General features: G+C 68.4%; 23 protein-coding genes. 11 read left to right on the plus strand and 12 right to left on the minus strand.

The window, feature by feature from the left end:
* Positions 1–57 precede the first annotated feature (57 nt).
* The 7 genes from ACFOPO_RS08965 to ACFOPO_RS08995 all read left to right on the plus strand — a co-directional run bounded on the left by ACFOPO_RS08965 (position 58) and on the right by ACFOPO_RS08995 (position 6,266).
* Positions 58–1,722: an MFS transporter gene (locus ACFOPO_RS08965; RefSeq protein ID WP_386702855.1), complete on the plus strand. Its 1,665-nt coding sequence runs from the start codon at positions 58–60 to the stop codon at positions 1,720–1,722.
* Positions 1,719–2,837, plus strand: a complete 1,119-nt coding sequence (locus tag ACFOPO_RS08970) for an HlyD family secretion protein (protein WP_386702856.1) — start codon at positions 1,719–1,721, stop codon at positions 2,835–2,837. The genes ACFOPO_RS08965 and ACFOPO_RS08970 overlap by 4 nt, the downstream gene beginning before the upstream one ends.
* Before the next feature lie 31 nt (positions 2,838–2,868).
* On the plus strand, positions 2,869–3,345 hold the full coding sequence (locus ACFOPO_RS08975; RefSeq protein WP_386702857.1) for a GNAT family N-acetyltransferase: 477 nt from the start codon (positions 2,869–2,871) through the stop codon (positions 3,343–3,345).
* 27 nt (positions 3,346–3,372) lie between these two features.
* Positions 3,373–3,828 carry a nucleoside deaminase gene (locus ACFOPO_RS08980; protein ID WP_200607345.1) on the plus strand — a complete coding sequence of 152 codons (456 nt, stop codon included), beginning with the start codon at positions 3,373–3,375 and terminating at the stop codon, positions 3,826–3,828.
* A 115-nt stretch (positions 3,829–3,943) separates the two neighbouring features.
* On the plus strand, positions 3,944–4,660 hold the full coding sequence (locus tag ACFOPO_RS08985) for a helix-turn-helix domain-containing protein (protein WP_386702858.1): 717 nt from the start codon (positions 3,944–3,946) through the stop codon (positions 4,658–4,660).
* A 43-nt stretch (positions 4,661–4,703) separates the two neighbouring features.
* Positions 4,704–5,771, plus strand: a complete 1,068-nt coding sequence (locus ACFOPO_RS08990; RefSeq protein ID WP_386702859.1) for a hypothetical protein — start codon at positions 4,704–4,706, stop codon at positions 5,769–5,771.
* A 45-nt stretch (positions 5,772–5,816) separates the two neighbouring features.
* Positions 5,817–6,266, plus strand: a complete 450-nt coding sequence (locus ACFOPO_RS08995) for an OsmC family protein (RefSeq protein WP_386702860.1) — start codon at positions 5,817–5,819, stop codon at positions 6,264–6,266.
* Positions 6,267–6,321: 55 nt separating this feature from the next.
* Here the strand turns inward: ACFOPO_RS08995 and hslU are convergent, their stop codons facing one another.
* From hslU to ACFOPO_RS09055, 12 genes are all read right to left on the minus strand, one after another.
* The gene (gene hslU, locus ACFOPO_RS09000; protein WP_386702861.1) at positions 6,322–7,710 is read right to left on the minus strand and encodes an ATP-dependent protease ATPase subunit HslU; all 1,389 of its coding nucleotides are present in this window, start codon (positions 7,708–7,710) and stop codon (positions 6,322–6,324) included.
* A gap of 6 nt (positions 7,711–7,716) precedes the next feature.
* Positions 7,717–8,268, minus strand: coding sequence for an ATP-dependent protease subunit HslV (gene hslV / locus ACFOPO_RS09005; RefSeq protein ID WP_200607354.1), 552 nt, complete (start codon positions 8,266–8,268; stop codon positions 7,717–7,719).
* Between the two features lie 78 nt (positions 8,269–8,346).
* Complete coding sequence (locus ACFOPO_RS09010; RefSeq protein ID WP_386702862.1) at positions 8,347–8,565, minus strand: DUF3079 domain-containing protein; 219 nt, start codon at positions 8,563–8,565, stop codon at positions 8,347–8,349.
* A 135-nt stretch (positions 8,566–8,700) separates the two neighbouring features.
* Entirely contained in the window at positions 8,701–9,636 is a 936-nt protein-coding gene (xerC, locus tag ACFOPO_RS09015) for a tyrosine recombinase XerC (protein ID WP_386702863.1), read from the minus strand.
* Between the two features lie 4 nt (positions 9,637–9,640).
* Positions 9,641–10,315 (minus strand): DUF484 family protein, encoded by a 675-nt coding sequence (locus tag ACFOPO_RS09020; protein WP_386702864.1) that lies wholly within the window; start codon positions 10,313–10,315, stop codon positions 9,641–9,643.
* Positions 10,312–11,181 (minus strand): diaminopimelate epimerase, encoded by an 870-nt coding sequence (gene dapF / locus ACFOPO_RS09025; RefSeq protein WP_386702865.1) that lies wholly within the window; start codon positions 11,179–11,181, stop codon positions 10,312–10,314. The genes ACFOPO_RS09020 and dapF overlap by 4 nt, the downstream gene beginning before the upstream one ends.
* Complete coding sequence (locus ACFOPO_RS09030) at positions 11,174–11,470, minus strand: lipoprotein (RefSeq protein ID WP_386702866.1); 297 nt, start codon at positions 11,468–11,470, stop codon at positions 11,174–11,176. The genes dapF and ACFOPO_RS09030 overlap by 8 nt, the downstream gene beginning before the upstream one ends.
* An 85-nt stretch (positions 11,471–11,555) precedes the next feature.
* On the minus strand, positions 11,556–11,942 hold the full coding sequence (locus ACFOPO_RS09035; protein ID WP_386702867.1) for a YbaN family protein: 387 nt from the start codon (positions 11,940–11,942) through the stop codon (positions 11,556–11,558).
* Entirely contained in the window at positions 11,942–14,089 is a 2,148-nt protein-coding gene (locus ACFOPO_RS09040; RefSeq protein ID WP_386702869.1) for a S9 family peptidase, read from the minus strand. Before ACFOPO_RS09040 ends, ACFOPO_RS09035 begins: the two co-directional genes overlap by 1 nt.
* 48 nt (positions 14,090–14,137) lie before the next feature.
* On the minus strand, positions 14,138–16,270 hold the full coding sequence (locus ACFOPO_RS09045; protein ID WP_386702871.1) for a prolyl oligopeptidase family protein: 2,133 nt from the start codon (positions 16,268–16,270) through the stop codon (positions 14,138–14,140).
* 161 nt (positions 16,271–16,431) lie between these two features.
* Complete coding sequence (locus ACFOPO_RS09050; RefSeq protein WP_386702873.1) at positions 16,432–16,752, minus strand: hypothetical protein; 321 nt, start codon at positions 16,750–16,752, stop codon at positions 16,432–16,434.
* 220 nt (positions 16,753–16,972) lie between these two features.
* On the minus strand, positions 16,973–17,941 hold the full coding sequence (locus tag ACFOPO_RS09055; RefSeq protein ID WP_386702875.1) for a helix-turn-helix transcriptional regulator: 969 nt from the start codon (positions 17,939–17,941) through the stop codon (positions 16,973–16,975).
* 200 nt (positions 17,942–18,141) lie between these two features.
* Here ACFOPO_RS09055 and ACFOPO_RS09060 point away from each other — a divergent pair, with 200 nt between their 5' ends.
* From ACFOPO_RS09060 to ACFOPO_RS09075, 4 genes are read left to right on the plus strand one after another with little or no spacing between them, the layout of a single operon-like run.
* Positions 18,142–18,750, plus strand: a complete 609-nt coding sequence (locus ACFOPO_RS09060; RefSeq protein WP_386702876.1) for a hypothetical protein — start codon at positions 18,142–18,144, stop codon at positions 18,748–18,750.
* A 44-nt stretch (positions 18,751–18,794) separates the two neighbouring features.
* The gene (locus ACFOPO_RS09065; RefSeq protein WP_386702877.1) at positions 18,795–21,650 is read left to right on the plus strand and encodes a molybdopterin oxidoreductase family protein; all 2,856 of its coding nucleotides are present in this window, start codon (positions 18,795–18,797) and stop codon (positions 21,648–21,650) included.
* Positions 21,647–21,865 (plus strand): hypothetical protein, encoded by a 219-nt coding sequence (locus tag ACFOPO_RS09070; protein ID WP_386702878.1) that lies wholly within the window; start codon positions 21,647–21,649, stop codon positions 21,863–21,865. Before ACFOPO_RS09065 ends, ACFOPO_RS09070 begins: the two co-directional genes overlap by 4 nt.
* A complete protein-coding gene (locus ACFOPO_RS09075; protein WP_386702879.1) occupies positions 21,862–22,638 on the plus strand; it encodes a 4Fe-4S dicluster domain-containing protein in 777 nt (258 codons plus the stop codon). The genes ACFOPO_RS09070 and ACFOPO_RS09075 overlap by 4 nt, the downstream gene beginning before the upstream one ends.
* Positions 22,639–22,649 lie beyond the last annotated feature (11 nt).

Below are 22,649 nucleotides of genomic sequence, written 5' to 3' on the forward strand. Positions count from 1 at the left end.
CATCAACGTGCAATTTCAGGGCCGGCCCCAGGGCCGGCCGCGCCGGGAGGAACCGCAATGAGCCAGGTGGCGCCCCGTGCATGGCTGCCGCACGAGCGGCCGATGTTCCCGGGCTCGCCCTCGACCCCGCTGCACCCGACCTGGCTGCGCTGGGCGTTCGGGTTGACCGGGGTGCTGGTCGCCATCACCGGCAGCCTGGGCAACGCCATGGTCACCACCAACCTGCTGCAGCTGCAGGGTTCACTGGGCGTGACCGCGGTGGAAGCCGCCTGGCTGCCGGCCGCGTATGTGATGACCAACGTCTCGGCCAACCTGATCCTGATCAAGTTCCGCCAGCAGTTCGGCCTGCGCCTGTTCACCGAGATCAGCCTGGTGCTGTATGCGCTGGTGACGTTCGGGCACCTGTTCGTGCACGGACTGGGGTCGGCGATCGCCGTGCGCGCCGCCCACGGCATCGTCGGCGCGGCGCTGACCACGCTCGGCATCTTCTACATGATCCAGGCGCTGCCGGCCCAGCACCGCCTGCGCGCCCTGGCCGTCGGCATCGGCCTGAGCCAGATCGGCGCACCGATCGCGCGGGTGATCTCCCCCGACCTGCTCGAGTTCGGCGAGTGGCGCGGCCTGTACCTGTTCGAGCTGGGGCTGGCGCTGCTGTCGCTGGGCGCCGTGCTGTTGCTGCGGCTGCCGCCGGGCGATCGCTACAAGGTGTTCGAAAAGCTCGATGCGCTTTCGATCACGCTGCTATCGGTCGGCATGGCGCTGCTGTGCGCGGTGCTGTCGCTGGGGCGGACTGTCTGGTGGCGGGAGGCGCCGTGGATTGGCTGGTGCCTGGCCAGCTCCATCGTGCTGGTGGTCGCGGGCGTGGCGGTGGAACACTTCCGCGCCAATCCGCTGATCAACACGCGCTGGCTCAGCAGCGGGCTGATGCTGCGCCTGGGCATCGCGATCATCCTGCTGCGGATGGCGCTGTCGGAGCAGAGTGTCGGCGCGGTGGGGTTCCTGCAGGCGATGGGCCTGACCAACGAGCAGATGCGCGGCCTGTTCGCGGTGGTGCTGCTGGGCTGCATCCTCGGCATCGCCACCAGTGCGATGACGGTGAGGCCGGTGCTGACGCGCGTGCCGGCACTGATCGCGCTGGGCTGCATCCTCGCCGGCGCGCTGATGGACGCCTATTCCAACAACCTGACGCGGCCGCCGCAATTGATGGTCAGCCAGTTCCTGATCGGCTTCGGCAGCACCTTCTTCCTCGCCCCGGCGCTGATCGCCGGCGTCGGCAGCGTGATCGCGCAGCCGCGCAACCTGATCACCTTCTTCGTGATGTTCTCCATCACCCAGAACGTCGGCGCGCTGTTCGGCTCGGCGTTCCTGGGCACCTTCCAGGTGATCCGCGAGAAGTTCCACTCCAGCCAGCTGGTCGAGCACCTGACCCTGCTCGACCCGCTGGTGGCGGCGCGCGTCCAGTCCGGCGCCAGCGTCTACGGGCAGGCGGTCACCGACCCGGTCCTGCGCAACGCGCAGGGCCTGCGGCAACTGGGCGCCACGGCTTCACGCGAAGCCAATGTGCTTGCCTATAACGATGTGTACTTCGCCATCGCCGCCATCGCCGTGATGACCATGATCTGGCTCACCATCGTCGCCACCCGGGCACGCCTGCAGGCCCGGCGCGAACGCCGGATGGCAGCGCATGCAGCCACGGCACCAGCCACAGCCTCGACGCCATGAGCACGCCGACCCCGACCCCGCCTGGACCGCCGACAGCACCACCGCAGCCGGCCGCTGCCGCACCGCCGATGCCGCCGCCGCGACCGGTCTGGCAGATTGCGATCTTCGCCGCAGTGGCCATCGGCGGCGCACTGGTGGTGCTGTATGCCTGGCACCTGCCGCCGTTCCGCACGCCGGTCCAGAGCACCGAGAACGCCTACGTCCGCGGCCAGGTCACGGTGATCAGCCCGCAGGTCAGCGGCTATGTCACCCAGGTGCCGGTGCGCGATTTCCAGCACGTGCGCAAGGGACAACTGCTCGTGCAGATCGACGACCGCCTGTACCGGCAGCAGGTCGACCAGGCCAGTGCGCAGCTGCAGGCGGCACGCGCCAATCTGTCCAACTGGACCCAGCAGCTGCGCAGCGCCCAGGCCAACGTGGCGCAGACCCGTGCCGCCGTGGCCAGTAACAGCGCCCTGCACGTGCGCACGGCAGCGACGTTGAAACGCACCGACAGCCTGGCCGGCCAGCAGTTGTTGTCGGCGCAGGACCTCGACAACGCCTATGCCGCCAACGCACAGGCGGTGGCCGGGCTCAGCCAGTCGCGCGCGGCGGTCGAGGCGGCCGAACAGAGCGTGCGCAGCGTCAGCGTCAATCGCGATGCACTGCAGGCGGCGGTGGCCGGTGCCGAGGCCGCGGTCAAGCTGGCGCGGATCAATCTGGATCACACCCGCATCGAGGCGCCGCGCGACGGCCAGCTCGGCCAGGTCACGGTGCGCGAGGGCGCGTATGTCACCAACGGCACGCAGTTGATGGCGCTCGTGCCGGGCACCTTGTGGGTGGTGGCGAACTACAAGGAAACGCAGATGGAAAACATGCGCATCGGCCAGCCGGCACGCTTCTCCGTCGATGCGCTGGGCGGCAAGCGATTGAACGGCCGCGTGCAGGAGATCTCGCCCGCCGCCGGCTCCGAGTTCAGCGTGCTGCCGGCCGACAACGCCACCGGCAACTTCGTCAAGATCGCCCAGCGCATCCCGGTGAAGGTGTCGATCGATGGCGGCCAGGAGGCCGCGTCGCGTCTGCGTCCGGGCATGTCGGTGGTGATGGAGATCGACACGTCCGCTGAAGGCGACTGAGATTGCCGGCCGTCGCTGGCATCATGTCGGCATGAGCGAGACCCCATCGATCCGCTGGCAGGCGCGGCACTTCCGCGAACTCGACATCGACACGCTGTATGCGCTGCTGAAGCTGCGCTCTGAAGTGTTCGTGGTCGAGCAGAACTGCGTCTACCTCGACCCGGACGGCAAGGACCGGCACCCGGACACCATCCACCTGATCGGTTATGCCGGCGACGGCGACCTGGCCGCTTACCTTCGCGTCCTGCCGCCAGGACTGAGCTACCCGCAGGTGAGCTTCGGCCGCGTGCTGACCGCACCGGCCTACCGTGGCCGCGGCCTCGGCGACCCGATGCTGCATGCCGCACTCGAACAGATCGAAGCGCGCTGGCCCGGCGCCGATATCCAGATCGGCGCGCAGGAGCACCTGCAGGCTTATTACGGCAAGCACGGCTTCGTGCCGTCATCGGAGCCTTATCTGGACGACGGCGTGCCGCACATCGACATGCTCCGCCGCGCTCCCCGCTAGACTCAGCGCAAAAGCACAGGTGCCTCCATGATCGCCACGCCCGACTACCGCGCACTGCTCGCCACCGCCGTCGCCGAAGCCCGCCAGGGCCTGGCCGAAGGCGGCATCCCGATCGGCGCGGCGCTGTACCACCGCGACGGCAACCTGCTCGGCTGCGGCCACAACCGCCGCATCCAGGAAGGCGATCCGTCGGTGCACGGCGAAACCGATGCCTTCCGCAAGGCCGGCCGCCAGCGCCGCTACCGCGACACCATCATGGTCACCACGCTGGCGCCCTGCTGGTACTGCAGCGGGCTGGTGCGGCAGTTCAACATCGGCACCGTGGTCGTGGGCGAATCGGTCAACTTCCGCGGCGGCATCGACTGGCTGCGCGAGAACGGCGTCGAGGTCATCGACCTCAACGACGGCGAGTGCATCGACATGCTGGGCGACTACATCGCCGCGCACCCGGACGTGTGGAACGAGGACATCGGCGAGGATTGAGGGCAGCTTCAACGGTTGCCGCGGTCGCGGCATCCAACCCCGGTGCGCGGATGAACGAGACGATCGTGACTTCCGCCCGATGCCCTCCACCGCCGCCGTCGCGCAGGATGCCGCCATGCCCGCCCACGAGTACGAGACCCGCCACGACGCTGGCGACACGCTGCGCACGCACCGCCACGACGGCGCCTATGCGGCGCTGGTGCTGGACGGCAGCTACGTGGAAGCCAGCGCCGACGGCCCGGTCGAGTGCACCCCGGGCACGCTGGTGCTGCACCCGCGCTGGCACGCCCACGGCAACCGCTTCGGGCGCAACGGCGCCAAGGTGATCAACCTCGACCTGGGCGAGGTGTTTCCGGTGGGCGCCGGAGGCCTGGCGTTGCGGGTCCTGCGGGTGGCGAACCTGGCCGATGCAGGCGCCGTGTTCGCACGCGCGCATCATCATCTCGATGACCTGCTGCGGGCCTGCGTGCGTGCCGATGCCCCCGCCCTGCACGACTGGCAGCCCGCGTTCCTGCACGAACTGCAGCACGGCGACCTGCCGGTGTCGGTGCTGGCGCGCCGCGCCGGGGTCTCCCTGGCCCATGCCTCGCGCAGCTTCCTGCGTTCGCACGGCATGCCGCCGCAGCTGCTGCGGCGCGAGCTGCGTTGCCGGCAGGCGCTGGCGATGCTCGGCGGCGACGCGGCCCTGGCCGAGGTCGCGGCGGCCAGCGGCTTCAGCGACCAGAGCCACCTGAACCGGACGCTGCGGCTGGCCACCGGGGCGACGCCGCGGCAATTGCGCCACCAGATCAAATGCGTTCAAGACCGGTCGGCCGCCCTTCGACTGCAATAGGGGCGAAGGCGGCACCCCGACCGCCACCCCGAATGGAATCCAGATGAAGTCCAAGGCCACCGTGTTCCTGTCGTCTGCCCTGCTGTGCGCGGCGTTCGCCGCGACCGCCGCCGACGAACCGACCAGCAGCAAGACCGCGATAGCTGCCATCGCCGAATCCACCAGCGCCATCCTGCAGGGCGACAGCGCCCGCGCCCTGGCCGCACTGGAAGCGACTCCGGCCACCGAGTTCCTGGGCAAGGACGCCGACTATCGCGCCTGCATGCTCGAGCGCTACCACGCCCGCAAGCCGGTGCTGACCACCTCCTCGATCGAGGACCCGTTCCTGCGCGGCGTGCTCGACGATTACCAGGACTACTGGTGGCGCTCGCTGGCGGCACCCGCGCAGCGCGACAAACAGGAAGCTGCGCTGCTGGCGAAACTGCACAAGCGCCTGGGCGCGAGCGCGGTCAAGGCGACAAACATGGACGAGATCGAACCGGTGCTGCAGACGCAGCTGGAACAGCACGGCTACCACGCCCAGCTCGGCCGCACCCCGCCGCTCCGCGAATTGATGGTGTGGCGCAAGCAGGACACGCGCATGTACGACGTGCAGCTGCCGGAGGGCCCGTACTCGGTCCGCGTCGAACTGCTCGACGACTTCGTCAGCCGCGGCTGGATGGCCTACGGTCGTTGCGATCGCGGCTCCGCCGGTGGCTGGGCAACGGACAAGGCCTTGTATGCCGTCGTCGGCAGATACACCCAGGGTCTCGACAGCGAGGAGTTCCGGGTCGTGTTCCTCGGCCACGAGACGCAGCACTTCGCCGACCAGAACGCGTTTCCGGGCATGGCGTCGTGGGAACTGGAGTACCGCGCCAAGCTGGTCGAGCTGGCGCAGGGCCGCGAAGTCAGTGCCAAGCGGCTGGACTACATGTTGACTGCGCAGAGCGACGACATGAACTCGCCGCACACCTATGCCAACAAGCGCGTGGTCGCTGACCTGACCCGGCGCCTGGGCAAGTCACCGGACGCGGTCAGCATCGACGAGCTGCAGGCGGCCGCGCGCGACCAGCTGCTGGCGGATACGCGCGAGCGCAAGGCCAAGGCGCCTGGCACCGCAGACGCGAAGTAAACGCGGCTGTGGCATCGTGGCGGCTCCCCCAAGCAGGAGCCGCCCATGTCCGAGCATCGCGCTTCAATCCACTGGCTGCGCAATGGCGGCCAGTTCGATTCCGACGGTTATTCGCGCGACCACGAATGGGCGTTCGACGGTGGCCAGCGCATTACCGGCTCCGCGGCGCCGGAGTATCTCGGCAACGTGGCGGGCGTTGATCCGGAGGAAGCCCTGGTCGCTGCGCTGTCGTCGTGCCACATGCTGACGCTGCTGGCGATTGCGGCGAAGAAGGGCTGGGTGGTCGACGACTACCAGGACGAGGCGGTCGGCACGCTGGAGAAGAACAGCGACGGGCGACTGGCGGTGACGAAGGTGGTGTTGCGGCCGCGGATCAAGTTCGCCGAGGGCAAGGGGCCGGATGCGGAGGCGCTGACCAGACTGCACGAGTCGGCGCACCGGAACTGCTTCATTGCCAATTCGGTGAAGACGCAGGTGACCGTGGAGGCGCGCTGAGGCGCTGCCCTCACCCCAACCCCTCTCCCGCGTGCGGGAGAGGGGCTCAAGGCAACTACAGGATGTACCGGCTCAGATCCGGATCCTTCACCAGCTCGCCCAGGTGCGATTCCACGTAAGCACGGTCGATGGTGATCGCCTGCCCGCCACGATCCGGCGCTTCATAGCTCAGCGTATCGAGCAGCCGCTCGAGCACCGTGTGCAGTCGGCGTGCGCCGATGTTCTCCTGGCGCTCGTTCACCTGCGCGGCGATCTCGGCCAGGCGCTCCACGGCGTCGGCACCGAACTGCACGGCGACGCCTTCGGTCTTGAGCAGCTCGATGTACTGCGTGACCAGTGCCGCCTTCGGCTCGGTCAGGATGCGGACGAAATCGTCCTTGCTCAGCGCGGTCAGTTCGACGCGGATCGGAAAGCGGCCCTGCAGCTCCGGGATCAGGTCGCTGGGCTTGGCCAGGTGGAACGCGCCCGAGGCGATGAACAGGATGTGGTCGGTCTTGACCGGGCCGTACTTGGTGCTCACGGTCGAACCTTCCACCAGCGGCAGCAGGTCGCGCTGCACGCCTTCGCGGCTGACATCGCCGCCGCCGACGTTTTCGCCGCGCTTGGCGACCTTGTCGATCTCGTCGATGAAGACGATGCCGTGCTGCTCGCAGGCTTCGATCGCGGCCTCGCGCACGTCGTCCTCGTTGACCAGCTTGCCGGCCTCGTCCTCGGTCAGCTGCGAGCGGGCGGCGCGGATCGCCATCGACTTCTTGTGGGTCTTGGCACCGGCGACCTGCGAGAACATCTGCCGCAGCTGCTGGCCCATCTCTTCCATGCCGGGCGGGGCCATGATGTCGACGCCGACGTTGACCGCGGTCTCGATCTCGATCTCGCGGTCGTCGAGCGCGCCGCTGCGCAACTGCTTGCGCAGCTTGGCGCGGGTCTCGTTGTCCTGCGCCGAGGGCTCGTCCCTGGCGGCTTCGGTGGCGTTGAAGCCGAACACGGTGCTGGTGGCGCCGGCACGGCGCGGCAGCAGCGCGTCGAGGATGCGCTCCTCGGCGCGTTCCTCGGCCTGGGTGCGTACCTTCTGCTTGGCCTGCTCGCGGTAGAGCTTGACCGCGGTGTCGGCGAGGTCGCGGACGATCTGCTCGACATCCTTGCCGACGTAGCCGACCTCGGTGAAGCGCGTGGCCTCGACCTTCACGAACGGCGCGTTGGCGAGCGTCGCCAGGCGGCGCGCGATCTCGGTCTTGCCGACGCCGGTGGGGCCGATCATCAGGATGTTCTTCGGCATCACTTCATTGCGCAGATCGTCGTCGAGCTGCATGCGGCGCCAGCGGTTGCGCAGCGCGATCGCGACCGCGCGCTTGGCCGCGTGCTGGCCGACGATGTGGCGGTCGAGCTCCTGCACGATCTCGCGCGGAGTCATGGTGGCGTGGCTGGTGTCAGGCTTGATGGGCATGGGGGATCAGAGCTCTTCGATGACGACGTTGCGGTTCGTGTAGATGCACACGTCGCCGGCGATGTTGATGGCCTCGGTGGCGATGGTGCGGGCGTCGAGCTGGGTGTGCGCGATCAGCGCGCGCGCGGCCGACAGCGCGTACATGCCGCCCGAACCAATGGCGATGATGCCGTCCTCCGGCTCGATCACATCGCCGGTGCCGCTGATGATGAGCGAGGTGTCGCGGTCGGCGACCGCGAGCAGCGCTTCGAGCTTGCCGAGGCGGCGCTCGGTGCGCCAATCCTTGGCCAGTTCGACGGCGGCGCGGGCAAGCTGCCCGTGCTTCTCGAGCTTGGCTTCGAACAGTTCGAACAGGGTGAAGGCATCGGCGGCAGCGCCGGCGAAGCCGGCCAGCACCTGGCCGTCGCGGCCGAGGCGACGGACCTTGCGGGCGTTGGCTTTCATCACGGTGTGGCCAAGGGTGACCTGGCCATCGCCGGCGACGGCGACGCGGCCGTCGCGGCGCACCGACACGATGGTGGTGGCGTGGAAGACGTTGGGGTTCTGGCTCGGGTCCATGTGACCTCCGGGGGATGCCTCCTTGGGTGGGGGCGTCGCCCGGGCGGTTCAAGCGCCAGGCCCTTCAGGCGCCAGAACCTATCGCTCTTCCCGCGGGCACAGCAGGGCGTGACTCGGGCTGTCGGGGGCCGGCTCGATTCCCCAATCGATGTACCAGTCCTCGCCCTGCAGCTCGGCCGGATGCTGCGTGCGCCCCGAACCGTTGCCGCACGCCAGCGAGTCCGCCGGGCAGTAGCGGTCGCAACCCCAGCAGATGCGCTCGGGGTGCCTGGGCTTCAATGGGAACGGCTTCGCCATCGCTGGCCACCTCCTGTTGTCCGGAATTCTAGGACAGTCGCGTGGCGCGGCATTGACGCAGATCAATCGGCAAGGACGCTGGCGTCCGCGGACGCCCAAAGCGATCCTCGAGAACGGAAAACGTTCAGTCGCAAGTCAGCCTTTGCGCTTCGCCCGCGGATGCGCCGCGTCATACACCTTCGCCAGGTGCTGGTAGTCCAGGTGGGTGTAGATCTGCGTCGTGGCGATGTCGGCGTGGCCGAGCAGTTCCTGCACGCCGCGCAGGTCGCCGGACGATTCCAGGATGTGGCTGGCGAACGAATGTCGCAGCAGGTGCGGGTGCACGCGCTTGAACAAGCCCTGGCGCTGCGCGAGCTGGCGTAGCCGCATCTGCACCGCGCGCGGCGTGATCGTTCCACCACCGCGTCCCGGGAACACTGCCGCGTCATTGGCGGCGCCCGTCGACGCGCGCCATTCCTGCAGCGCGGCGCGCGCATGCCGGCCCACCGGCACGCTGCGCTGCTTGCTGCCCTTGCCGAGTACGTTCACCAGCGCGTCGGCCAGGTCGATGTCGCGCCAGCGCAGGCCGCACAACTCCGACAAACGCAGGCCGGACGAATAGAACAGCTCCAGCAGCGCGCGATCGCGCAGTCCCAGCGGTGCATCGGTCGGCACTTCGACCAATGCCTTGGCTTCGTCCGGGTCCAGCACCTGCGGCAACTTGCGCGGCGCCTTCGGCGAACGGATCGCCGCAGCCGGACTCGCGCTCAAGCGGCCCTGGCGAACCAGCCAGGCGTAGAAACTGCGACAGGCCGACAGGCGGCGCTGCAGGCTCTTGGGCGAGAGGCCGCGGCGGTGTTCGGATGCGACGAACGCGCGCACCTGTTCGGCGTGCAACGCGGTAACGTCGGCAGGCTGCACGCGCGCCCACTGCACCAGCGCCAGCAGGTCGCGGCGATACGCATCGAGCGTGTGCGCCGACATGCGTCGCTCGACCTGCAGGTGGGCGAGGTATTGCTCGACGGTCGGGTCGGACGGCTCAGGGCCGGCGGCGCCCGCTTCGTCTTGCACGCGCGCGCGCTTCGCCTTCATCGACTCAGCCGTCGAACCGCTTCAGCGCCGTCACCAGCGACTCGCCCATCATGCGCAGGAACAGCGTGCCCATGCCGGGGAAGAAGCGGTTCGCATCGCGGCTGCCGACGGCGACCATGCCCACGCCCGGCAGCGGCAGCAGCGCGGTCGACTGCACTTCCTCGGCGCGCATGCCGTACAGCAGTGCATGCTTCTCCGGTTGCAGGCGGCCGCACAGCGGCTCGCCATCGCCGAGGCAGTCGCGGAACGCCTGCAGGCGCGCGTCGTCCTGCGCCACGACCTGCATCCAGTCGACGTCGCCCAGGCCTTCGACCGGCTTGAACAGCACCAGCCGCACCAGGTCGCCGTTGAAATCCTCGGCCAGGCTGGCCGCCATCGCGCGCAGCGTGTCGGCCGCGCTGTCCTGGCGCATCAGCGCCAGCGTGAGCTGGTGCGTGCGAACGGACAGGCGTTCGTTCTCCTGGGCGTTGCCGAACAGCTCCTGCAGGCGCCGCGACAGCTCGCGGTTCTTGTCGCGCAGCACTTCCAGCTGGTAGCTGGCCAGCGACGCCGCCGAGCCTTCCTCGCGCGGCACCACCAGGGTGACGGCCAGGTCGGGGAACTGCTGCAGGAACCGCGGGTGCCGGCGCAGCCAGGCCGCGACTTCGTGCGCGCCAAGCTTTTCCTGGGTCTCGTTCATTGGTTCCACTCCCCTTCGAACACGAATGCGGTCGGCCCGGACATCGTCAACAGCGCGTCGTCGGCCGGCCAGGAAATCTGCAGGTCGCCACCGTGCAAGGACACGGTGACGTCGCGGTCGACGCGGCCACGCCGCATCAGCACCGCGGCGGCGGCGCAGGCACCGCTGCCGCACGCCAGCGTTTCGCCGACGCCGCGCTCGTACACGCGCAGGCGGATGCGCTGGCGCGACTGCACCTGGGCGAAGCCGACGTTCACCGACTCCGGGAATGCGGCATGCGACTGCAGCATCGGTGCGACGGTCTCGACCGGCGCGGCGTCGACGTCCTCGACTTCGATCACCGCGTGCGGGTTTCCCATCGACACGGCGCCGAAGGTGAACACCGAATCGTTATGCTCGACCACATATTCGTCCTGCGCACCGGTGAAGCCGTGCAGCGGGATGCTGGCCGGGGCGAAGCGGGGCGTGCCCATGACGATGCGGTAGCGGCCCTCGCCGAGCTGCGTCACCGCGTGGGTGCGGACCGGGCTGTCGAGCAGGAAATCGGTGGCCAGCGCGCGACCGCTGGCCTGGGCGTCGCGCACCAGCCACGCGGCGATGCAGCGCGCGCCGTTGCCGCATTGCTGCGATGACGAGCCGTCGGCATTCCAGATGCGGTAGCGGGCGATGGCGTCGCTGCCCTCGGGATCCTCGACGGTCAGGATCTGGTCGCAGCCGACACCGGCGTGGCGATCGGCCAGCGCCCGGCACAGCTCCGCCGAAGGTGCGGCGGCGGCGCCACGCAGATCCAGCACGACGAAGTCGTTGCCGGCGCCGTGCATCTTGCTGAACCGTACGGGCTTGCGCGCGTGCACGGACTCAGCCATCGGTTTCGTCGGCCTGCTTGGGAGGCGTGGCGGGAGGCGTGCCCGGAACCGTGGTCGGCTCGGCGGTGCCCTTCTTCTTGCCGTCGACGTCTTCGGCATCGCTGGCCGGTACGGTCGTGGCCGGCTCGTCGGTCTTCTGGTCGTCGCTGGTGGGCGCCGGCTGGGCCGGCGGCGTCATCGGCGGCAGCGTCGACGGGTCGACCGGGATCGACTTCGGCGCCAGGATCAGCGGGCCCTTGTTGCCGCAGCTGGCCAGGACCAGCGGCAGCGCGACCAGGGACAGCGCCATGAGGATCTGTCGTGGGGCGGGAGTAGCGTTCATGGCCGCAGTGTAGCCCGCGGCGATGAACGATTCGACGCTGCCCTGCCGCCGGTCAGCGCGGCGGCCGCGGCGGCTCCGGTCGCGCCCACAGCCAGACCGCGACCACGGTCATGATCGCGGTGCCGGTGGCCGCCATCCACCAGCGTGGAGCGGTCAGGAACATGATCACCGCGCAGGCCGACATCATCGACACCGCCAGCCACTTGGCGCGGCGGCTGACCGCGCCGTGTGCCTGCCAGTCGCGGATCATCGGCCCGAATTGCCGGTGCGCCAGCAGCCAGCCATGCAGCCGCTGCGAACCACGCGCAGCGGCAAAGGCCGACAGCAGCACGAAGGGCACCGTCGGCAGCCCGGGGATCACGATGCCGATCACCCCCAGGCCCAGGCTGGCGTAGGCCAGCAGCCACCAGGCCCAGCGCCAGCGGCCTGGCGTCGGCATCACTTGCCGGCGGTGGCCGTCGCGCCGGCGCCGGCCAGACCGAGCTGGTCGAGCATGAACGCGTACATCTCCGACAGTTCGCGGTAGCGGCGGAAACGTCCCGACTTGCCGCCGTGGCCGGCATCCATGTTGGTGCGGAACACGACCGGCTGCGCGCCGGCGTCGAGGTCGCGCAGGCGCGCGATGTACTTGGCCGGCTCCCAGTACTGCACCTGCGAGTCCCACAGGCCGGTGCCGACGAACATCGCCGGATAGGCCTGCTTCGACAGGTTGTCGTAGGGCGAGTACGACAGCATGTAGTCGTAGTAGTCCTTCTTTTCCGGGTTGCCCCACTCGTCGTACTCGTTGGTGGTCAGCGGGATGCTCGGGTCGAGCATCGTCGTGACCACGTCCACGAACGGCACCTGCGACAGGATCACGCGGTAGTGGTCCGGCGCCATGTTGGCGATCGCGCCCATCAGCAGGCCGCCGGCGCTGCCGCCGTAGGCCGCGACGCGATCCTTGGCGGCGTAACCCTGCTTGACCAGGTCGTCGGTGACGTCGATGAAGTCGGTGAAGGTGTTCTTCTTGTGGAACAGCTTGCCGTCGTCGTACCACTTGCGGCCCATTTCCTGGCCGCCGCGGATGTGCGCGATGGCGTAGACCATGCCGCGGTCGAGCAGGCTCACCACCGGGCCGTTGAAGCGCGGATCGGTCGAGCTGCCGTAGCTGCCGTAGGCGTACTGCAGCATCGCCGCCTTGCCGTTCTTCTCGAAGCCCTTCTTGTAGACCAGCGACACCGGCACCTTGACGCCGTCGCGGGCGGTCGCCCAGACGCGCTCGGTGACGTACTTCTCGGGGTCGTAGCCCAGCACCGGGTCGCGCTTGAGCAGCTTGCGCTCGCCGGTGTCGACATTGACCTCGTAGGTGGTGCCCGGCGTGGTCAGCGAGGTGTAGCTGTAGCGCAGCCACGGCGTGTCGTGCTCGGAGTTGACCGACAGGCCCATGGCGTAAGCCGGCTCGTCGGCCTTGACGAACTCTTCCTTGCCGTCCTTCTTCATCAGGCGGAGGCGCTCGAGGCCGTCGGAACGCTCGGCCACGGCGGTGAAGCCGTCGAACAGCTCGAAGCCTTCGACGAAGACATCCTCGCGGTGCGGCACCCAGTCCTTCCACTGCTTGCGCGAAGTCGCATCGCTGGGCGCGGTGACGAGCTTGAAATTGGCGGCGCCATCAGCGTTGGTGCGGATCACCCAGCGGCCATCGAGGTGGTCGGCCTGGTACTCGACGTCGCGCTCGCGCGGCGCCAGCACCACGAACTTGTCCGGGTTGGCGGCCGGTGCACAGCGCATCTCGCTCGACACCGTGCTCTCCACGCCGATGCAGATGTACTTGTCGTCGCGCGAGCGGTCGATGCTCATGTAGAAGCTGTCGTCCTTCTCCTCGTACACCAGCACGTCCTTCGACGCCGGCGTGCCGAGCACGTGCTTCTTCACGCGCACGGTGAGCAGGGTTTCCGGATCGTTCTCGACGTAGAACAGGGTGCGGTTGTCGTCGGCCCAGACGATGTTGGGCGACACGCCGGGGATCTCGTCGGCGTAGACCTCGCCGGTGGCGAGGTTCTTGAAGCGGATGATGTACTGCCGGCGGCCGACGGCATCATCGGCCCAGGCCAGGATCTGGTTGTCCTGGCTGACTTCGAAGTCGCCGACACTGAAGTAGTCCTTGCCCTTGGCCATGGCGTTGACATCGAGCAGCACCTGCTCGGGCGCGTCCATGTTGCCGCTGCGGCGGGCATGGATCGGGTAGTCCTGGCCGGTCTCGAAGCGGCTGTAGTAGTAATAGCCGCGCTCGCGGTACGGCACCGAGCTGTCGTCCTGCTTGATGCGGCTGACGATTTCCTCGTACAGCTTGTTCTCCAGCGGCTTGAGCGGCGCCATCAGCGCGTCGGTGTAGGCGTTCTCGGCATTGAGGTACGCCAGCATCTCCGGGTTCGTGCGCTTGTCGTCGCGCAGCCAGTAGTACTCGTCGTTGCGCTGCGCGCCGTGCGGCGCCTTGACCACGTGCGGCTTCTTGGCGGCGTCGGGCGGGGTGGCGGCCGTCGCGGCGACGGTGGGGGTGGAGAGGGTCATGGTCAGGACAGCCGAAAGCAGGAGGGAAGTCGGGTTCATGGATGGGGTCCGGAAGGGGACGACACAATGGGTTGGCCGCTGGGCCAATTATTCCTGGCTCAATTCTTTCCACAGGAACGTGAAGGCCAGGGCGCTCATGTGCGCGGCCTGGGCATTGTTGGCCGACCCGCCGTGGCCCCCTTCGATGTTCTCGTAGTAGCGCACGTCCTTGTTCGCCTCCAGCATCTTCGCCGCCATTTTGCGGGCATGGCCCGGATGGACGCGGTCGTCGCGGGTGGAGGTCATGAAGATCACCGGCGGGTACTCGCGTTTCGCGTCGAACAGGTGGTACGGCGAGAAGGTGCGGATGTAGTCCCAGTCGGCGGTGTCCGGATCGCCGTACTCGGCCATCCACGACGCGCCGGCCAGCAGGTGGCTGTAGCGCTTCATGTCGAGCAGCGGCACCTGCACCACGACCGCGCCGAACAGCTCGGGGTACTGGGTGAGCATGTTGCCGGTGAGCAGGCCGCCGTTGCTGCCGCCCTGGATGCCCAGGTGTTCCTTCGAGGTGATCCTGCGCGCGACCAGGTCCTGCGCGACCGCGGCGAAGTCCTCGTAGGCCTTGTGGCGATTGGCCTTGAGCGCGGCCTGGTGCCAGCGCGGGCCGTACTCGCCGCCGCCGCGGATGTTGGCCACGGCGTACACGCCGCCCTTCTCCAGCCAGCCCTTGCCGACGCTGCCGGAATACCCCGGGGTCAGCGAGATCTCGAAGCCGCCGTAGCCGTACAGCAGGGTCGGCGCCTTGCCGTCGAGCTTGAGGTCCTTCGGGCGCACCAGGAAGTACGGCACGCGGGTGCCGTCCTTGGACGTGGCGAAGTGCTGCTCGATCAGGTTGTTGCTGCCGTCGAAGAACACCGGCATGGTCTTGAGCACTTCAGGCCGCTCACCGACCTGCGCCAGCGACAGCGTGGTCGGGGTGAGGTAGTCGGTGGCGGTCAGCCAGACGGCATCGCTGTCGTCCTCGTCGACGGCCGACACGGCGAGCGTGCCGAAGCCCGGCGCGCCGGTGAACTCGCCGTGCTTCCAGGTCTTGTCGTCGGGCGTGAGCACGCTGAGGCGGTTCTTGACGTCGTCGAGGACGTTGAGCACGAGGTGGTGGCGGGTCCAGCTGAAGCCGGCCAGCGAGGTGCTCTCGCTCGGCGCGAACAGGACGGTGAAGTCGCGCTTGCCGGCCATGAAATCGTCGAAGCGCGTGGCGATCAGGCTGCCCGCAACATACGTCTGGCCGCCTGCGCTGTAGGGATCACGCAGCTCCAGCAGCAGCCATTCGCGGTGGACCGACTTGTTGGCTGAGTTCGGCGCGTCGACCTTGCGCAGCTTGCCGTCGGCATCGCGCAGGTAGAGCTCGTCGTTGTAGAAGGCCAGCGTGCGGCTGACGAAGTCGCGCGGGAAGCCCGGCGTGTGGTCGTGGCTGGCGGCGATGTACAGATCGGTCGCTTCGCCTTCGTAGACCACGCGTGCCTGGTCCAGCGGCGTGCCGCGCTTCCATTCCTTGACGATGCGCGGGTAGCCGGAGCTGGTCATGGAGCCGGCACCGAAATCGGTGAATACGTACACCGTGTCGCGGTCGATCCACTGCAGGCCGCCCTTGGCCTCGGGGCGGAAGAAACCGCCTTCGACCCAGGTCTTCGTGGTGAGGTCGAACTCGCGGGTGACGTCGGCGTCGGCGCCGCCGCGCGAGAGCGCGATTAGGCAGCGCGCGGGCACCTCGCCTTGGAGCTTGGGCTTGAGGCAGTCAGCCCCGTGCCAGACCCAGTTCTCGCCTTCCGCTTTGTTGAGCGCGTCGAGGTCGATGATGGTTTCCCACGCCGGCTTGTCCTTGCGGTACTCGGCCAGCGTGGTGCGGCGCCACAGGCCGCGCTCGTGCTGCTTGTCCTTCCAGAAGTTGTAGTAGTGGTCGCCGATCTTCTCCACGCCGGGGATCTTGGCGTCGGAGTCGAGGATGGCGCGGATGTCGGACTCGAGCTGCCTGAACTGTGGCGTGGTCGTCAGCTCGGCCTCGGACTGGGCGTTGTGCTGCTTGACCCAGGTCAGCGCGCGCTCGCCCTGGACATCCTCGAGCCAGGCATAGGGGTCTTCGGACACGTTGGGGGATTCCTTGGGGGCGGCGCCCACGGCCGACGAGGCGGCAAGTCCTGCGGTGATCAACAACGTATGACAGGCCTGCGTCAGCGTCGGCATGGGCGGTCCGTGGTTTGGCGGGATGGCGTGTCGTCGGCGCCGGGGGCGCTGCGACGAACCTGCAGCTGGAGATGCTGGGCCAAACGCTAGCACAGCGTCCGCGGCGGACACCGTGCCGAAAGGAGCCGGGAGGACCGCCCCGCCCTGTCCTTCTTGCCCGCTCAGGCGGCTTGCGAGTGCTTCCGGCGCAGGCTGGCCGGGCGCCGGCGGCGGGCCTGTTCGCCGCTGCGGCGACGCATGCGCGGCTGGGCGTCAGGCGCGTTCTCCTTGGCCGGCAGGCGGAAACGGTGCAGCGCCCACCAGGCGCACAGCGGCATCGCCAGCAGCCACAGCGGCATCCAGCCGAAGGTGTCGCTGAAACCGCGCGCGGCCGGGAGCAGCAACACCAGTACCGCGCCGATGGCGACGGCATGGCGCAACAGGTCGTCCAGCTGGATCGGGTCGGCGTCCGGGTGGGTGGCGTCGTTGCGGTGCAGGTTCATGGCGCTGGCTCCTGGATGGATGGAGCGAGCGTGCTGGGGCGGGGTCTCAGGGGTTGCGACGGTATCGGCCGCTATCCCGGTCCGTCGTCATCCCGATCCGCCGTCATCCCGGTCCGTCGTCATCCCGGCGAACGCCGGGATCCAGGCCCTCGACGGATCAGACCGCGGCAAGACCGGACGCAACGTCCATGGGTTCCCGCCTTCGCGGGAACGACGATCTTCAGCGGTCGTAGTTCGACAGCGCCAGCTGCAGCAATGCGCGCGCCTGCTCTCGCAGCACCGGCGGTTCGACGATCTCCGCATCGCTGCCGTAGTGCATCACGTCCATCAGCAACTCGCGCCCGGCGCTATAGGGCACCTTGAGCTCGTAGCGGCCATCGGGCAGGTAGCGGCCCTGCTGCTGCGAATGCCAATGCTCGTCGGCCACCCAGCGCGCGGCCTTGGGGCTGAAGAGGATCGTTGCCCAGCCCTTGGGCGTGCCCGAGAAAATGCCGTAGCTGGAGGCCAGATGGCTGTCGAGCTGGTCGTCCGCGACGTCCTGCGCCGCCTGCTCGCCCAGCTTGGCCGCGCTGATGCGGTCGACGGCAAAGCTGCGCAACGCTTCGCGGTTGTGGTCCCAGGCATCGAGGTACCAGTTCTCGCGGTAATGCGTAAGGCGCTGCGGCGACACCAGGCGCCGGGTCTGCTCGTCGGTGGAGCGTGCGCGGTACTCGAAGCTCAGCTGCTTGCGGTCGAGCACCGCGGTGGCGACGATACGGAACGAGGTTTCATCGAGCTTGCGGGTGCGATGCGGGATCACCCGCACGCGCTCGACCGGCACGCGGCGGCCGCCGGCGTGTTCGTCGAGCAGCTTCTCGATGCGGTGCTGCAACGGCGCCAGCGCATTCGAAAGCACGCCGCCGCCGCTGCGGATCAATAGTTGCTGCGCGGCCAGCAGCGAGTGCAGTTCCTCCGAGCTGAGCCACAGGCCCGGCAGTTCGAAACGCTCGCCCTCGCTGTGGTCATAGCGGAAGCCGGCTTCGCCGTTGCCCACCACCGGTGCCATCAGGTAATCGCGCAGGTAGGCCAGGTCTCGGTAGACCGTGGCACGCGAACACTCCAGGTCCTCCTGCAGGCGCTGCACCGTGACCGGGTAGCGCGAAGCGCTGAGGATTCGGTGCAGGGAGTGGATGCGTTCGATGCGTTCCATGGGCGTGGCGGCAGGGAAACAGGTGCAAGGATCGCACTGCCGGCACATCCGCCGCCAGCGCGGACCGCGACAATCGGGTCTGCCATCAAGGTCGGGCCGAGCCCAACGGCGTCCGCCAGGGGCGCGGCTGCCGGTTTACATGGATAACTGTTGCTTAACTGCCTGCTGACCATACTGCCGCCGGAGCGACAGGGGGCAGAATGGATTCGACCCGGGGATTGCGGCTGGAAGCCGCGCTGGCATTGATCGTTACGGTAATCGTGCATGCGGCTTTGGTCTGGGCCCTGTCACGGGCCATGCGCCCGCCGCTCCCAGCGCCAGTCGACAAACCACTGCAGATCGTCTGGTTGCCGCGCCACAAGGCGCAGCCGGTCGCCGTCGCGCCGAACGAGCGCCCAGCGAAACCCAACGTGTTCGATAGCCCGGCGAGCATGCGCCGCACGCCTGCGCCGTCGGCGCAGCCGGCTGCAGTCGTTGCCGTGGAAGTGCCGCAGTCGACCCGGCCGATGTCGGCGGTGTACCTCACACAGGCGCGCGATCAGCTCGGTGCGGTTCCCGTCCAGGCCGCCGACCCGCTCGCCGATCGCGCTGCCACCTTGCCCGGCGCGGGTGCCGGCCGCTTCCGCATGAAGCCACCGCCGGCTGGCGTTGCCGGCGTGGTCGCCACTGTCGGCAAGCTGTTCGGCGCGGAGGATGCGGGTGCGCCGTGCCGCGAGAACCGCAGGAACATCGGCGAACTCGCCGCCGCCGGCGACAGTGCGGCACTGCAGCAACAACTCGAATTCGAGAAGCGCTTGTGCCGACCTTGAGCGGGTGACGTCCATTCGCCTGGCGTCGCAGGCACAATGCCCGGATGCGCGCGCCCGTTGAGCCAGCCATCGATCTGTCACCCCGGACCGCCGACGAGGTCCGGACCACCACGTGCTACATGTGCGCGTGCCGGTGCGGCATCAAGGTGTGGCTGCGCGACGGACAGATCCGTTACATCCAGGGCAACCCCGAACATCCGGTCAACCGCGGCGTGCTGTGCGCGAAGGGCTCGGCCGGGATCATGCAGCACTACTCGCCGGCGCGGCTGGACAAGCCGCTGCTGCGCGTGGGCGAGCGCGGCAGCGGCGAGTTCCGCGAAATCGAGTGGGACGAGGCGCTTGAGATCGCCAGCGGTTGGCTGGCACCGATCCGCGCGCGCAATCCCGACGAACTGGCGTTCTTCACTGGCCGCGACCAGTCGCAGGCGCTGACCGGCTGGTGGGCGCAGCAGTTCGGCACGGTCAACTATGCCGCGCACGGCGGATTCTGCTCGGTGAACATGGCTGCCGGCGGTCTGTACACGCTCGGCGGCAGCTTCTGGGAGTTCGGCGAGCCGGACTGGGAGCACACGCGCTATCTGATGATGTGGGGCGTGGCCGAAGACCACGATTCCAATCCGATCAAGCTCGGTCTGGGCCAGCTCAAGGGGCGCGGCGCCAAGATCGTCGCGGTCAATCCGGTGCGTTCGGGCTACGGCGCGATTGCCGACGAGTGGATCGGCATCCGTCCGGGCACCGATGGCCTGTTCGCGTTCGCGCTCGCCCACGAACTGCTCAAGGCCGATCGCATCGACCTCGATTACCTGGTGCGCTACACCAATGCGCACTGGCTGGTCGTGCGCAACCCGGGCGGTTCCGATGACGGCCTGTTCGCGCGCAATGGCGACGGCGATGCGCTGTGCTGGGATCGCCAGGCGGGCGCGGAAGCAAATGCCAACGACATCGGCGTCTCGCCCGCCGTGGTCGGCGAGGTCGTGCTCGCCGACGGCCGTCGCGCGGTTCCGGCATTCCATCTGATTGCAGAACGCTACCTCGATCCGCAGTATTCGCCCGACGCGGTCAGCGAACGCTGCGGCATTCCCGCCGACACCATCCGCCGCATCGCCCGCGAGCTGGCCGAAGCAGCGTTCGACCACGCCATCGAACTGCCGATCGCCTGGACCGATGCCTGGGGGCGCGAGCACAAGACCATGCGCGGCCGGCCGGTGGCTATGCATGCGATGCGCGGCATCAGCGCGCACAGCAACGGTTTCCACACCTGCCGCGCGCTGCACCTGCTGCAGCTGCTGCTGGGCGCGGTGGATACGCCGGGCTCGTTCCGCTACCAGCCGCCATTCCCCAAGCCGATTCCGCCGCCGAACCGGCCCGGCAAGCGTCGCCAGGAGAATGGCGTGCTCGACGCGGCACCGCTGGGCTTCGTGCACTCGCCCGAAGACCTCGTCGTAGACGCCGCCGGGCAACCGCGCCGCATCGACCATGCGTTCTCCTGGGCCTACCCGCTGTCCGCGCACGGCATGATGCATACCGTCATCCGCAACGCCTGGGCAGGCGACCCGTACAAGATCGACACGCTGATGATGTTCATGGCCAACATGAGCTGGAACTCGGCGATGAACACCGCGCAGACCATGCAGTGGCTCACCGACAAGGACGAGTCGGGCGAGTACCGCATCCCGCGCATCATCTACGCCGATGCCTATGCATCGGAGATGGTCGCCTACGCCGACCTGGTGCTGCCCGACACGACCTACCTGGAGCGCTTCGACGCGATCAGCCTGCTTGACCGGCCGATCTCCGATGCCGACGGCGCCGCCGATGCGATCCGCCATCCGGTCCTGGACGCCGCCGAGCAGAGCCCCGGGCGCGACGTGCGCGGCTTCCAGTCGGTGCTGATCGAACTGGGCGCGCGCATCGGCCTGCCGGGCCTGGTCAACGAGGACGGCTCGGCGAAGTACCGCGATTACGCCGACTACATCACCCGCCACGAGCGCGCGCCGGGCGTGGGCCTGCTCGCCGGCTGGCGTGGCGCCGATGGTGAACTAGAAGCCAAGGGACCGCCGAACCCGGACCAGTTGCAGCGCTACATCGACAACGGCGGCTTCTGGCGCAGCGAAGTGCCCGAGGACGCGCGCTACTTCAAGATGGCCAATCGCGGCTATCTGGACTGGGCGCAGCGGATGGGTTTCATCGGCCATGCCGAGCCGATCGTGCTGCAGTTGTACTCGGAGACGCTGCAGAAGTTCCGGCTGGCGGCGCAGGGGCACGGGCCTTCGCAGCCGCCGGAGGAGCATCGCAAGCGGGTGGCGGCGTACTTCGATCCGTTGCCGATGTGGTTCGAGCCCTTTGAAGGGGCGCAGACGTCTCAGGACGAGTTTCCACTCAGTGCTGTCACGCAGCGTCCGATGTTCATGTACCACGCCTGGGGTTCGCAGAACGCGTGGCTGCGCCAGATCGCCGCGCGCAACTGGCTGTACATGCATCCCGACACCGGTGCGCGCCACGGCATCGGCGACGAGGACTGGATCGACGTGACCTCGCACAACGGCACGATCACGGTGCAGGCCAAGTTCGCCGCCAACGTTCAGCCCGATACGGTCTGGACATGGAACGCCATCGGCAAGCGCCGCGGCGCGTGGCGACTTGGCAAGGACGCGCCGGAAGGCAGGCAGGGCTTCCTGCTCAACCATCTGATTTCCGACATCACCCCGCGCGGCGATTACGCCAATGCCGACCCGGTGACCGGGCAGGCGGCCTGGTTCGACCTGCGCGTGCGCATCGCCAAGGCGGCCGACAGCGAGGCGACGGTGAGCGAACCGCAGTTCGCGCCGCTTGAACTCGGACAGGCCGACGACAAACCGTTGCGCTACGGCGCGCAATTCCGCAGGAAATCCTCCCGATGAAAGCAGTGCGTTATCTCGCCGGCTGGACCTGCATCCTGCTCAGCTTCGTGCTGGTGGTGCTGCTCGGCTTCGGCGCTTTCGAATTGCCATTCGTGACGCCGACCGGATCCACCTCGATGCTGCCCACGCTGATGGGCCTGCTGCCGAGCACGACGTTCTCGATCGCGTTGTTTGCCGTCGGCGTGTGGTTGCTGCTCAAGGACCACCGCCGATGACCGCCCTGCCACCGCCATCGAAGAAGAAGATGGGCCTGGTGATCGACCTCGACACCTGTGTCGGCTGCCATGCCTGCGCGGTGAGCTGCAAGGAATGGAATGCCGGCGGCTTCGCCGCGCCGCTGACCGACGAGCAGCCGTATGGCAAGGACCCGACCGGAGTCTGGTTCAACCGCGTGCACAGCTATGAAGTGGCGGCGACCGAGCCGGGTTCGTGCGGCAGCGCCGCGGCACTGCCGGCCATGACCCTCCACTTCCCGCGTTCGTGCCTGCATTGCGAGCAGCCGGCCTGCGTGACGGTCTGCCCCACCGGCGCCAGCTTCAAGCGCGCCGAGGACGGCATCGTCCTGGTCGACGAGGACAAGTGCATCGGCTGCAAGCTGTGCTCGTGGGCGTGCCCGTACGGCGCGCGCGAGTACAGCGAAGTCGAAGGCGTGATGAAGAAATGCACGCTGTGCATCGACCGCATCTACAACGAGAACCTCGAAGAAGCCGAACGCCAGCCGGCGTGCGTGCAGGCCTGCCCGACCCGCGCGCGCCATTTCGGCGACCTCGGCGATCCGGAGTCGAAGGTGTCCAAGCTGGTGGCCGAGCGTGGCGGCGTGGACCTGCTGCCGCAGCTGGGCTACCAGCCTGTCAACAAATACCTGCCGCCGCGCCCGCGCCGTGCCGGCGAAGCAGCACCGGCGGCGCCGCAGGCACCGGTCGAAGCGCTCGACACGGCGGCGCTGTCGCCGCTGCTGCGGTGGGTAGACCGGGTGCTGTCGCGATGAAAGTGAACTGA

The organism is Lysobacter sp. GCM10012299 (assembly GCF_042649405.1).
In the GTDB taxonomy this organism is placed as follows: Bacteria; Pseudomonadota; Gammaproteobacteria; order Xanthomonadales; family Xanthomonadaceae; genus Lysobacter_J.